The organism is Salicola sp. AFF1 (assembly GCF_056783195.1).
Genome location: NZ_JBXAYL010000019.1, coordinates 1 through 12,334, shown reverse-complemented (window position 1 = coordinate 12,334; position 12,334 = coordinate 1). Strand labels below are relative to the sequence as shown.

The 12,334-nt window shown below is 61.0% G+C and carries 13 protein-coding genes; 11 read left to right on the top strand and 2 right to left on the bottom strand.

Features of this window, described 5'->3' with window-relative positions; all coding sequences use genetic code 11:
- Positions 1–90 precede the first annotated feature (90 nt).
- A complete protein-coding gene (locus AC1RQI_RS12505; RefSeq protein ID WP_416633050.1) occupies positions 91–1,629 on the bottom strand; it encodes a phosphoenolpyruvate carboxykinase in 1,539 nt (512 codons plus the stop codon).
- A 450-nt stretch (positions 1,630–2,079) separates the two neighbouring features.
- On the opposite strand from AC1RQI_RS12505, the gene AC1RQI_RS12500 reads away from it, so the two are divergent.
- The 4 genes from AC1RQI_RS12500 (at position 2,080) to AC1RQI_RS12485 (ending at position 5,748) form a co-directional block, all read left to right on the top strand.
- Positions 2,080–2,514: a GNAT family N-acetyltransferase gene (locus AC1RQI_RS12500; protein WP_481905050.1), complete on the top strand. Its 435-nt coding sequence runs from the start codon at positions 2,080–2,082 to the stop codon at positions 2,512–2,514.
- Between the two features lie 243 nt (positions 2,515–2,757).
- On the top strand, positions 2,758–4,743 hold the full coding sequence (locus AC1RQI_RS12495) for a helix-turn-helix domain-containing protein (protein ID WP_481905049.1): 1,986 nt from the start codon (positions 2,758–2,760) through the stop codon (positions 4,741–4,743).
- Positions 4,743–5,417, top strand: a complete 675-nt coding sequence (locus tag AC1RQI_RS12490) for an AzlC family ABC transporter permease (protein WP_481905048.1) — start codon at positions 4,743–4,745, stop codon at positions 5,415–5,417. The genes AC1RQI_RS12495 and AC1RQI_RS12490 overlap by 1 nt, the downstream gene beginning before the upstream one ends.
- Before the next feature lie 4 nt (positions 5,418–5,421).
- Positions 5,422–5,748 carry an AzlD domain-containing protein gene (locus AC1RQI_RS12485; protein WP_481905047.1) on the top strand — a complete coding sequence of 109 codons (327 nt, stop codon included), beginning with the start codon at positions 5,422–5,424 and terminating at the stop codon, positions 5,746–5,748.
- Between the two features lie 9 nt (positions 5,749–5,757).
- On the opposite strand, the gene AC1RQI_RS12480 is transcribed toward AC1RQI_RS12485, so the two are convergent.
- Positions 5,758–6,300: a CGNR zinc finger domain-containing protein gene (locus AC1RQI_RS12480; RefSeq protein ID WP_481905046.1), complete on the bottom strand. Its 543-nt coding sequence runs from the start codon at positions 6,298–6,300 to the stop codon at positions 5,758–5,760.
- Between the two features lie 82 nt (positions 6,301–6,382).
- Here AC1RQI_RS12480 and AC1RQI_RS12475 point away from each other — a divergent pair, with 82 nt between their 5' ends.
- From AC1RQI_RS12475 to AC1RQI_RS12445, 7 genes are all read left to right on the top strand, one after another.
- On the top strand, positions 6,383–7,621 hold the full coding sequence (locus AC1RQI_RS12475) for an MFS transporter (protein WP_481905045.1): 1,239 nt from the start codon (positions 6,383–6,385) through the stop codon (positions 7,619–7,621).
- A gap of 127 nt (positions 7,622–7,748) precedes the next feature.
- Complete coding sequence (locus AC1RQI_RS12470; RefSeq protein ID WP_416633058.1) at positions 7,749–8,135, top strand: tautomerase family protein; 387 nt, start codon at positions 7,749–7,751, stop codon at positions 8,133–8,135.
- A 104-nt stretch (positions 8,136–8,239) separates the two neighbouring features.
- Positions 8,240–8,827 (top strand): HD domain-containing protein, encoded by a 588-nt coding sequence (locus AC1RQI_RS12465; RefSeq protein ID WP_481905044.1) that lies wholly within the window; start codon positions 8,240–8,242, stop codon positions 8,825–8,827.
- 62 nt (positions 8,828–8,889) lie between these two features.
- On the top strand, positions 8,890–9,840 hold the full coding sequence (locus AC1RQI_RS12460) for an EamA family transporter (protein ID WP_481905043.1): 951 nt from the start codon (positions 8,890–8,892) through the stop codon (positions 9,838–9,840).
- A 20-nt stretch (positions 9,841–9,860) separates the two neighbouring features.
- Entirely contained in the window at positions 9,861–10,328 is a 468-nt protein-coding gene (locus AC1RQI_RS12455) for a GNAT family N-acetyltransferase (RefSeq protein ID WP_481905042.1), read from the top strand.
- A 288-nt stretch (positions 10,329–10,616) separates the two neighbouring features.
- Positions 10,617–11,276 carry a LemA family protein gene (locus AC1RQI_RS12450; protein ID WP_481905041.1) on the top strand — a complete coding sequence of 220 codons (660 nt, stop codon included), beginning with the start codon at positions 10,617–10,619 and terminating at the stop codon, positions 11,274–11,276.
- Positions 11,251–12,279, top strand: a complete 1,029-nt coding sequence (locus tag AC1RQI_RS12445) for a TPM domain-containing protein (protein WP_481905040.1) — start codon at positions 11,251–11,253, stop codon at positions 12,277–12,279. The genes AC1RQI_RS12450 and AC1RQI_RS12445 overlap by 26 nt, the downstream gene beginning before the upstream one ends.
- The last annotated feature ends 55 nt before the right edge of the window (positions 12,280–12,334 follow it).

The following is a 12,334-nucleotide window of genomic DNA, read 5'->3' as shown; positions in this document are numbered from 1 at the left end:
CGCCCAAAACGCGGAAAGGCCCCGGCGTGATGGCACGACCGGGGCCTTTCTGTTTCGACCGGCGGCGCCCCGGAGGGCGCCTGGGCTGGTTTACTGGCGCAGCTTGGGACCAGCGTTGACGATCGAATCCGGTACGTCGAACTTGTTGAAGTTCTCCACGAACTGGGCAATCAGCTCCTGGGCCTTGGCATCGTACTCGGCCGGATCGTCCCAGGTGTTACGGGGGTTGAGCAGTTTGGTCTCAACACCCGGCACCGAGGTCGGCACGTCCAGGTTCAGGTCGTCCAGGTGCTGTGTTTCAACATTGTCCAGCTCACCGTCCTGGATTCCGTTGATGATGGCCCGAGTGGTGGGAATGGAGAAGCGCTTGCCCACACCGTAGGGACCGCCGGTCCAGCCGGTGTTCACCAGGAACACCTTGCTGTTGAACGCATCCATCCGCTTCATCAGCAGCTCAGCGTAGACGCCGGCGGGGCGCGGGAAGAAGGGCGCGCCGAAGCAGGTGGAGAAGGTGGACTTGAGCCCCTCATCCGATCCCATCTCCGTGGAGCCTACCAGGGCCGTGTAGCCACTGAGGAAGTGGTAGGCCGCGGACTCACGCGACAGGATGGACACCGGCGGCAGAACGCCGGTCATGTCGCAGGTCAGGAAGATGATGTGCTTGGGTTCGCCAGCACGGTTCTCCACCACCCGCTTCTCCACATGCTCCAGCGGGTAGGCGCAACGCCCGTTCTCGGTCAGCGAGGTGTCCGTGTAGTCCGGCTCGCGCGTTGCTTCGTCGACCACCACGTTCTCGACCAGGGCGCCGAACTTGATCGCGTCCCAGATGATGGGCTCGTTCTTGCGCGTCAGGTCGATGGTCTTGGCGTAGCAGCCACCTTCAAGGTTGAAGACGGTATCCTCGCCCCAGCCATGTTCGTCGTCCCCGATCAGGTAACGGCTCTGGTCCGCGGAGAGGGTGGTTTTGCCCGTGCCGGAGAGGCCAAAGAACAGGCACACATCGCCGTTGTCGCCCACGTTGGCGGAGCAGTGCATGGGCAGCACGTCGTAGTCCGGCAGCAGGAAGTTCTGCACCGAGAACATCGCCTTCTTCATCTCGCCGGCGTAGTGCATGCCCGCGATCAGCACGCGCTTGCGCGCGAAGTTGATGATCACGGTGGCGTTGCTGTTGGTGCCGTCACGCTCGGGCACGCACTCGAAATTGGCCGCGTTCAGGATCTCCCATTCCGGGTTATCAATGGGGTTGTACTGATCCGGGCGGATGAACAGGTTGAGCCCGAACAGGTTCTGCCAGGCGGTTTCGGTGGTCATTTTTACCGGCAGATAGTAGTTCGGGTCCGACCCCACGTGCACATGGGAGGTGAAATGCTCGTGCTCCCCCATGTAGGCCTGGACGCGCTCCCAGAGTGCATCGAACTTGTCCGCGTCGAAGGGACGGTTGATGCTGCCCCAGTCGATCTGGTTGACGGTGCTGGGCTCCTCCACAATGAAGCGGTCAACGGGGGAGCGGCCAGTGCGCTCGCCGGTTGTAACCACCAGTGAGCCATTGGAGGCGAGCTTGCCCTCATTCCTTTCCAGCGCCAGCTCAATAAGCCGGGCCGGGCACAGATCCGTGTAGGTTTTACTCACGATGACCTCACTTTCAGATGTTTCAAAATCGGTTGCGGCGCACGGGCTGCCAGGGTGAAGGGCAGCGCAGCGGCCCTGGGGTGCGGGTGGATGTTCGGGGCGCACCCCTCAAAAGCGGTAGCCCCCCGCCATGCCTGCGGCGTGACGGGGCGCGGGAAAGAATTCCTGTCGTCTACAGGAGCGGCAGTATGCCAGAACGTTTCGGTAATTACGACCATCGGGGGCCTTTAAAGAGCGCCCTGATAAGCCTGGAAGCCTATGTGCCGGGGATTTTGTGGAGCCGTTCAAATCCATAGGAAGCTTTCCAGTAGGCCGGGAACCGGTGAAAAGGGCGCTACCGGAATTGGGTGTGCGAAAAGTCCTTGGGCCTTCCGCTCGTTCGGTTGAAACGCTACCTTGAGCCGTCATGATGAAGACAGCACCAGCCGGTGACGAGCCAGGGAGACGACAATGGACCACGTAATTCAGCAACTGGACATGGAAGACGGTCGGGCGCTTGAGGCCGTCTACGACCTCTTCGGGATCCTGCGACCGCATCTCAGCAAGCATCAGTTCATGGAGCAGGTGCCCATCCAGGCGGCCGAGGGCTATCGCATTGCCTGCATCGAGCAGGACGGCGCAATGATTGCGGCCGCGGGTTACCGGGTGGCGACCTACCTCGCATGGGGCCGGGTGCTGTACATCGATGATCTGGTGGCCCACCCGGAGAGGACGCGCAATGGCGCTGGCGGTGCGCTCCTGGACTGGTTGCTTGAAGAAGGCCGGCGGCTGGGGTGCGCGGCAGCCCACCTGGATACGGGGTACCAGCGCCATGACGCCCATCGGCTCTACCTGAAGAAGGGCTTTGTCCTGAGTTCCCATCACATGAGCCTCAGCCTGTGTTGAGGTTGGTCACCCAGGTGGCAGCTGGTTAAGTCCATCGGCATGCCCCAGCTGCGGTTCGTGGGTGTCCGGGTGTGCTTTTGAGGTCTGTAACTCCGCGATTGCAGGAAGGGGAGTATCAGCGCGCAAGCCAGGCCTGCACCTGCCGCGCTGGCGATGCGAGAGATCCAATAACTGAGTGCTGTTTGGGTAGCCCTACGAGGTGTGCTACAAAAAGAACAGGTTCTTTTTGTGGAACAGTTTAGTATGGAATACCTCGAGACCCTGGCTTGCAATCTCAAGCAGGCACGGCTTTTTCAGGGGTTGACGCTATCGGCACTGGCACAGCGCAGTGGTATCGCCAAGTCCACGCTTTCGCGCCTTGAAACCGGTGAAGGCAACCCGACTATCGACACCCTGTGGGCGCTCGCGGACGCCCTGAAGGTGCCTTTTGGCGACCTGGTGGTGGGTGGCGAAGGGAGTCTGACCGAGTCGCCGTCACCGGGTGAGCATGGGGCTTCTGTTCGGCTCATGGAACGAAGCGTCGGTGAAATCCTGATTGAAACCTACCGAATGGAACTTCCGGCAGGCCATGTCCGCCACTCAGCAGGGCATGCAAAAGGGGTGCGCGAACGGGTGGTCATGCTGTCGGGCTCGATGCTGGCGGGAAGCACGGACGCTCCTGAGAGGCTGGCGGCGGGCGAATCCTGCGAGTACGCCGCTGATGGGGAGCACCTGTACGGGGCGCTGGATTCAGCGGCGGTGGCGATGGTGTTCATTGAATACCCCGCACAGACCACGTCTCAGCAATTGGCGGACCAGGTCATCCATTGGCCGGAGTCCTCCGACCAGTGGCAGAGCTTTCGGAGCCTGCTTCAGCGTATGGCTGCGGAAACGGCTGCCGGTCTGCAGGGGACGCTGCTCGGGCTGCGGAGCGCGCCTTTGGACGCCAGCGAGGTGCGGGAGGCAATCACCGCAGACACGGGGGGGGATCCGGACGGGAACCGGACCATTATGACGGTCACTGGACGGGATGCCGGTGGGGCTTTCTGGGCGGTTTTTCCGCGCGCAGCGACCTCCGCGTTTGCCGCGAATGAAAGCCCTGGGCCCTCCGCCGGCCTCCTGAGTGAGGCATGGTGGCTGGCGGGGCTGGCTGAAACACCCGCTCTCCCGGATTCCGCAGTGATAAGCGGCCTTCAACAGCAGCGGGAGAGCCTGACCCTGGAATGCTTGCTCAGTGACATCGCGCTCCAGCATGGGGTTGTCCGGATGCCTGGCACTTCCGGCCCGGTATCGCCCGGGCAGAGTCTTGTCTCCAGGGAGATGGCGGGTGCTTCAGGCCGGCCCCATGCGGATCGGTACGCGGCCTATGAGGTGTTGCATCCAGCCTGTGCCCGCCAGGTCGTCGCGATGGCGGATGCCATTCAGGCGTATGGGGTAAGCCGGCTCGGGAGTCAGGCGTTCGAGGTGGGCTCGGGCGCGGGCATGGCCATGCTCATGCTGTGCGAGCTGGTGCCCGGGCTGAGCGTAAGGGCGGTAGCGCCCGATGGACCCACCCTTGGGCACCTGGAGGCTGTGGCGAGCGTCGAGCCACGCATCCAGCCCCAAAAAGAGGATGTGCTGGCCGGTGCCATGCCGGCAGCGTCCCAGGATCTTTTGCTGGAGATGGGAGCTGCTCACCACCCCAACATGGCCCTGATGCTGAGGCAAAGCCATCAGCTGCTCAGGCCTGGTGGCCTACTCTGCATGGCCGGTGAGTTTCTCCCGGAGTACCAGGACCGGCACACCTACCTGCAGGCCCTGGTCCGGCACCATGGCACCTCCATACTGTCCACGGCGACTTTTTTGGCCTGTTGCGATCGCACGACCATGAGTCCGGCGCTTTGGGAGGACTACGCCGACATCAAGGCGTCATTGAGCCTTGCGTTATTGGCGGCCCAGCGCGGGTGGGTTGAGGACGCCGTCGACCGCTGCCGGGCATTGTCGATGCGATTGAATGACAGGGCTTGGCACGTCTGTGATCACTGCCCGTTTGCCGCCTACCTGCGCTTAGTCCGTCTGGAGGTGCAGGCCATGGTGACGGGTTTTGAGGGTGAGGGGGCGCCCAAGACCCACATTCAACGGTTTCTGGCCATGGCACGGATGAGCGGGTTCCGGGTTGTGGCGCATAAGCGGGTGTTTGCGACATCGGGGATGGATGAATGGCAGGGCGGCAGCCATGTGGTCACGCTGCAAAAACCGGAGGGATATTGATGAAAGCCCTGGCGAAAGGTGTGGCCAGCAGCACCGCCATAGCCGTTGGCTACATTCCCATAGCGTTCGCGTTTGCCCTTGCAGCTTTGGAGGCTGGGTTGTCGCCCGCGCTGACAGCCCTGATTTCCGTGGCCGTGTTCGCTGGCGCCAGCCAGTTCCTGTTGGTCACGTTGCTGACCTCGGGTGCCGGCATGGTCAGTACATTGGGGGCCATCCTGCTGATGAACGCGCGCCATCTGGTCTACGGGCCTGCTCTCTTGCCACGGTTGGGTGAGGCGGAAAGAAAACTCCCCACTCCGCTGCTTGCGTTCGGGTTGACCGATGAGGTGTTCGCCGCCGCCTCCGGCCATCTTGAACGGCTTACGCCGGAAGCGCGCGAGAACTGGCTTCTGGGCCTTCAGCTTGGCGCTTATTCCGCTTGGGTTGGCGGTACGCTGCTGGGGGTAACGCTGGGGTCGAACCTGGGGGATCTGCCTCCGGCCGTGGACGCCGCACTGTCGTTCATCCTGCCGGGATTGTTTTTTGTATTGCTTCTGGAGGTTGGTGTGCGCGAGTGGTGGGGCACCATCCTGGCGACCGCTGGGGTATCCGCGGCACTCATGGGCGTGTTGCCGGGCCATCACGCCCTTATTCTCGGGATGCTGGCCGGGGCGTATTCAATCTCTGGGGAGTGAGGGCATGACTCCGGAGCTCACCCTGGTCGTGTTGCTGGCGGGGGCGATGACCTTTCTGTTGCGCTGGCTGCCCTTTCGTTTTCAGGGAAGTGACCGCAAGCCGCTGCCCATTGTCGTTCAGAAATGCCTGCGGGCTATTGGGCCGGCGGCGATCACGGCATTACTGACGGTATCGCTATTGCCCATGGTGGCCACGGCTCCGTTTGGCAGGAAAGGGCTGGCGGCCTGTGTGGCACTGCTTTGCATGGCCCTTGCCAAGCGATCCCTCGGAGGCGTGGCGATCCCTACCCTGCTGGGGGCGCTGGTTTTTGGGGCGCTGCACTACGTCTGACAACGTCCGCTAGCCATAGCGGTTGTGGTAGCGCTTGGCCTTGGCTCTGTTGCCGCAGGTTCGCATATCACACCAGCGGCGGGTGCCGCTACGGGTTGCGTCCAGGAAGTAGAGGATGCAGTCGGGGTGGGCGCAGGCCCGGATACGCTTAGGGGACCATTTGTTCCGGAGTTCCAGGTAGCCGCGGGCGGCGACCCACGCTGGAAATAGTGTTTCCTCGGCTTCAATCCGTTCGCTGGGGCCAGTGCTTGCCAGTTCGGGAATGATCCGGCCCCAGGCCAGCACCTGATTCAATGCCGCCCTGGCACCGGGATCCCCATCATCCGCTTCAAGGCATCGTCGTAGGGCGGCCCGCGCTTCGCACAGCGCTGCCTGGGTTGCGTCCAAATCCGCTGGCTGGGGCACGTCGTGCTCTGAAAGCCATTGCGCCACGCCTCCCTCCATTTCCAGCAGATCCATGCGCTGACCGCGCTCGTTCCATTGCGTGTTGACCAGGTCCAGGGCAATGGGTTCGCCCTCAAGGGGTCTGCTCTGTAATGCAGCTTTTACCATGTAACCATCATCTCACATTTGACAGGTTAGATGGGACCCTGCTCTAATCTAACCATCTTTTAAATAAAAGGAGGTTAGTTTGATGGGGTCTGGAACTCACTTCATGGGTGGCCGCATGGTCACCATTTCATTCCTGGTGCTGATGGCGGCCTTCGGTCTGAACCTTTCAGCCGGGCAATTCTTCGCGGAACTGCACAGTGTTCATGGGTGGTCCCTGGCAACGCTCAGTACCGCCGTTTCGGTGAACATGATTGTCTGGGGCGTGTTGCAGCCCTTCCTTGGGCGGCTGGTGGACCGCGTGGGGGCTCGGTTGGTCATCACGGCATCCGCGGCGTTGATGGGGCTGGCTTTTCTCCTGGCCGCGACCATTGAGCATCAGTGGCAGTTCTTCCTGTATTACGGGGTCCTGACCGCCATTGGCTTTGCCGGCTGCGGTTCCATGGCCAATGCGGTGCTGGTATCCCGCTGGTATGTAAGGCAGAGGGGGAAGATGCTTGCCCGCAGTTCCATGGGCATCAACATTGGTCAGTTATTGATTCTTCCCCTTGTGGGTTGGTTGATCGTTCTCGGGGGCGCACAGACGGCGTTTGCCGTTCTCGGAGCCGGGATGCTGTTTCTGGTGGCGCCGCTGGTGTTTTTCGGTGTCCGGGATTACCCCGCCCAGGTGGGGCAATGGCCGGATGGCGAGGCTGAGCCAACGGTCACCGGTGCGGCCTCCCCAAGCGCTAGCTTTACAGAGGCGATCCGCTCCTTTGACTTCTACTGCGCGACCATTGGCTTTGTCAGCTGCGGGTATTCGCTCTACATGGTTGCCATGCACCTGCCCGGCTTTGCGGTCGACCTTGGGGGCAGCGAGGCGTTGGGCGGGAATCTTCTGGGGATAGCCGCCTTGGCCAGCGCCTTGAGCATGGGGTTGCTGGGCCAGGCAGCCCCACGGGTTGGAAAGAAGCCGTTGTTGATCGGGCTTTACGTTGTCCGCGCCCTTGCGTTGGCCTGGTTGGCCATGGCTGGCCAGGTCTGGCAGCTGTATGTGTTTGCCGTTGTTTATGGTGTGTCGTCCATCCCGATTATTCCCCTCAAGACAGGGCTTATTGGCGACCGTTTCGGTGCTGGCGGACTGGGTGCCATTCTCGGTTCCGCCTGGTTTGCGCACCAGGTCCTGGCGGCTCTGGGTGTTTACGTTGGGGGCGCCGTACGCGAGGCGACGGGAAGCTACGACCTGGCGTTTCTATCCGCAGCGTTGCTGCTGGCACTGGGGGCGCTTGCCACGGCTGCCTTCAGGGGCATACGGGCGCCTGAGCCGGCTGCTGTCTCGGGATAGTCGCGGTGAGTTGTGCGGTCGAGCCTGGCTGACGGTTGCGTGAAGGAGTTGGGAGCAATTGATTTTTCCGTTGTTTGTGGGTCAGGCTAACGCTCACCGCTAAGCCCAATGTGTTGCAGGAGGCATTGTGATTGTTGTCTACGGCATCAAGGAACACCTGAATCCGCTCAAGGCGCTTCTTTCAGACGTGATCCATGGATGCATGCAGTCTGTTCTGGGCATGCCTGAAGATAAGCGGGTTCACCGCTTTATCCCGATGGACGCCGAGGATTTCTATTACCCGGGCGGCAGGACTCCCGCTTATACAGCCATCGAGATCAATATGATGCAGGGGCGCGCGCCGGAGACCCAGAAAGCGTTGATCAAGGAGTTGTTCAGGAGGATTCAATCCGAGGTCGGTATCTCACCGGTGGATATTGAGGTGACCATCAAGGAGCAGGCACCCCATTGTTGGGGATTCCGGGGTATGACGGGTGACGAGGCACGCGGCCTTACGTATTCAGTGAATGTGTAACAAAGCGGTGGGCCAGGCATCGTGAGGGTGCGCCAGTCACCTTGTCTCGCAACCCTCTAGGCCTGCTTACCGATGACGCCTAACAGGTATTCAGGGAGTCGTGTGTGACGGCAATCGAGGAAGTCCTCCGCTTCATTGTTGAGATTGAAAAGCTCAAGGACGTTCACCGGAAGACAAAGCCTGTGGGCTTGGCGCGTTTTGAGAACGCCGCTGAACACAGCTGGCATGTGTGCCTCTCGGCGCTGATGCTGAAAGATTTTGCCAATGAACCGGTCAATATTGATCGCGTCATCAGGATGCTGTTGATTCACGATCTGGGTGAGATCGATGTTGGAGATACCATTGTCTACGCCAGTGAAACGGAGCCGCTGAAAGCCGCGGAAGCTGATGGCGTGGCGCGGATTCTTTCAATCCTGCCCAATGGGGAAGGCGATGACTTTGTGGCGCTCTGGCATGAGTTTGAGGCGGGGGAAACACCCGATGCCCGGTATGCCAAGGCGATCGACCGTGTGCCCCCGCTGCTTCAGAACCTGCAGGGAAAGGGCCACAGCTGGCGGACCCATGGGGTAACACCGGATCAGGTGTTGAGCCTTAACGCGCGGATTGAACAGGGAAGCACAGAGCTGTGGCAAGTACTCCGAAAGCAGCTGGCGGATGCCTTCGAACAGGGGATTCTCACCGAAGAGAATTAGGGCATGCATGATAGGGACTGGCGTCTTCCTGCTGAACGGGGCTGTGGGAAGGCGCTTGGCTTGTGATCTGGATAACGGATGGGGGATGGGTGTTGAGCCGCAAGGATATGGCATTGGCTTTGTTGGTGGTGACCATCTGGGGTGCAAACTTCACGGTCATCAAGCTTGGGCTCAATGGGGTTCCACCGATGCTGCTGGCTGCGCTTCGGTATCTGCTCGCCGCACTGCCAGCCGTGTTGTTTGTGCCGCGCCCTGCTGCCAGCGTGCGTTATTGGGTTCTGTATGGTCTTACGGTGGGTATCGGGCAGTTTGGCTGCCTGTTTTACGCCATGCACATTGGCATGCCCGCTGGCCTGGCCTCCGTGGTCCTTCAATCCCAGGCGTTTTTCACGCTCATCTTTGCCAGCGTTGTTTTGCGTGAAGCGGTCTCCGGCGCCCAGCTTGTAGGGCTTGGCATAGCGGCCTTGGGGTTGTTCCTGATAGGGCATTCAGGGGCCCAGGGGTTGGGAGAGCTGCCGGTGCCCGCTTTCCTGTTAACACTCGCCGGCGCGGCCTCCTGGGGGGTATCCAATATCGTGGTGCGGAAAGCGGCGGCGGAGGCCGTGGCGAAAGGCCAGCGGCTGGATATGTTCAGCCTGATCATCTGGTCGAGCCTTGTGCCCCCTGTGCCCCTTCTGGTGTTTGCTTTCGCATTGAACCCGCCAGAGGCGATTGTTGGCGCATTCACAAACCTGGAAGGCATGTCCCTCTTCGCCATTGTCTATCTGGCGTTCGGGGCCACCCTGTTCGGGTTTGGCGCCTGGAGCAGCCTGCTCTCCAGGTACCCAACGCACAGCGTTGCGCCCCTGTCGCTGCTGGTGCCTGTAACAGGGCTACTTACAGCGGGGTTGGTACTTGATGAGCGGCTGTCCCTGGCGCAATGGGGGGCGTGTTTCCTGATCCTTTGCGGTCTCAGCGTGTCCACCTTTGGGGTTCGAGGATTGCGCCGTTTGTCAGGGGCTGTAACCAGATAGTTGGCAGGGGAGAGGGCTGAATGGAACTGCGTGCTGCCCGGGAATCCGACCTCGCCGTGGTGCTTGAGTGGATTGAGGCGGAAGCCGCATGCCGTATGTGGGCCGGACCCACGATACGTTATCCCGCCACCCCTGAGACCGCATGGGCGGACATGGGCGCGTCCGAGCGCAATGCTTACGTTCTGGTGGGCGCTGCGGGCAACGTTGTTGGATTTGGTCAGGTTCTCCCCAAAAATGATAAGGCTCTTCACCTGGCGCGGTTGATCGTCGATCCGGCGGCTCGGGGCCAGGGTATTGGGTGGGCTCTGTGCGTGGCTTTAATGGACATTGGTGCAGCGAACCACGGTGCCGAGCGTTTTACGCTCAATGTCTATGAATCCAACAGCAAGGCGGTTCGGCTTTACCAGGGGTTAGGATTTGCGGTAGAAAAAAGGGACGGCTCAGGAGCGTTGGCCATGGTTAAGCCGCTCGCAACGGCGTCCGTTTAACGTGGCCCGCTTTAATGGAAACCTCGAATGCCCTTCCGGTGCCCGCCGGGTAGGGACCCTTAAGCGTTCGTGGCGCAAGGACGGAAAAGGAACCAGAGAATGGATGCATACCAACCTAAATCGCCTCCGTTACATAGCAATCCGGTCGCCTTAATGGCTTGTACTGCCGTTCTGGTGACGCTTTTGATGGTGTTTCCCGGCCTGGCCTGGGGGCAGGACGATACGCAGCCGGTACAGGATGTCGGCGAATGGATGTCAGATCAGCATGAAACAGGAGATCAAACAGCTATGTTGTCACGCAATATCGCCCTGGCGGTTTTTATTCTGGTGCCCCTGGCCCTGATTGCTCTGTTCATGGGGTGGAGTTACAACAGCCTGATCAGCAAGGAAGAGGCGGTGTTCTCGCAGTGGGCCCAGCTTGAAAGCAACTACCAGCGTCGCCAGGACCTGATTCCGCAGCTTGTGGATACGGCTTCCCGATATCTGGAGCACGAACGCGAGACCATGGAAGGCGTGGTGGAAAGCCGTAACCAGTCGGGTGAGGGACTGTCGCAGGTGCTGGAAGAAGTGGAAACCGCCCGCGAGGAAGCTGCCAAGACCACGGCTGAGGCTGGTGGTGCGCCACCGGAGGATGAGGCAACCCTGGAGCGCATCGCGCAGGCCCAGGCCCGACTCTCGGAGAAGTCAAGCCGTCTGGTGGCCGTTGTCGAGGATTATCCCGAGCTGCGTTCAGCGGATCACTTTCTCAACCTTCAGGCCCAGCTTGAGGGCACCGAGAATCGCATCAATGTGGCCCGTATGCGGTTCAATGAAGCGGTGCAGGCCTATAATTCGGCCATTCGCCGTGTTCCCGGCAACCTGATGGCTGGGATGGGGAACTTCACTCGCAAGGCCTATTTCGAGGCGGATGAGGGGGCGCAAGATGCGGGTTCTCTGGAGTTCCGCTAGTGTTCTGGTCCTGATCCTCCTCGTTGCCTGCTCGGACTCGGGGACCTGGCTGGAGGACCGGGCGGATCTGTTGAGTGAGGATCAGGCGCAAGCGCTGAACACCTACCATGAGCATCTGCTGGCGGATCACGGCATCGATTATCGGGTGGTGATCGAAGCTGGGGAGGCGGATGTAAACCGTCGTGCCGTAAATCTGTTTGAGTCCATTGGCGTGGGTCAGCGTAGCGAGGGTGGCCGGGGGTTACTGTTGTTGCTGGACCCGGAGCAGGACCAGGTGCGGGTTGAGGTGTCCCAGGCGCTGGAGGGCGTTTACCCGGATGCCCTGATCAGCTATCTGGAGCGTCGGCAGATGGTGCCGTTTTTCCAGCGTGGCCGTGTGGCGGATGGCATTGTGGCCACCACTGAGCTGATTGTGACGCGCGCTCAGGAAGCGGCCGAAAACAAGGCTTTTGACCCCTCAACACTGCCCGCTGCCACTGGCGGAGCCGGGGCGACCACCGAGGCGGAGCTGGGCGCAGGTGGGGAGCGCCAGCGTTCGTCGGGCGGCCCGGATGTGACAGCCGGCGAGGGGCCCCGAGAGACGGTCCGGGCCTATCTGGCGGCAATGGACGAGCGGGATGATCGCCCGGGGCTATCCATCTATACCGAAAAAACCCAGGCGATGTTGCACGACTGGACGGTAACCCCCGCCCAGATGGACAACATCGTGCGCCAATACCGGGGCTGCGGTAAGGGGGAAGTTCTGGAATCCAGTGATGGCCGGTTCGCGGTGCTGCGTTATGGCATTGATGAACGCCAGTGCGCGCCCTGGTTCCTGAAGCAGGATGGCCAGCGTTGGCGACTGGATCTGGTGGTGCAGCAAAAGGCCGTGGGTTTTGGTCGCAATAATGCGTGGCATCTGAACCCCAATGCCATCCACCGCTACCGGTTTGCGTTCATGGACTGGCAGTTGGACGGCAACGGTTACCCGCAATCCAGACGTGTTAGTGGCCAATTAAAATGACCCACTACTGGCCATTAATTTTGACCCACCTCCGGGTGGCCGTCAGGCCACAGAA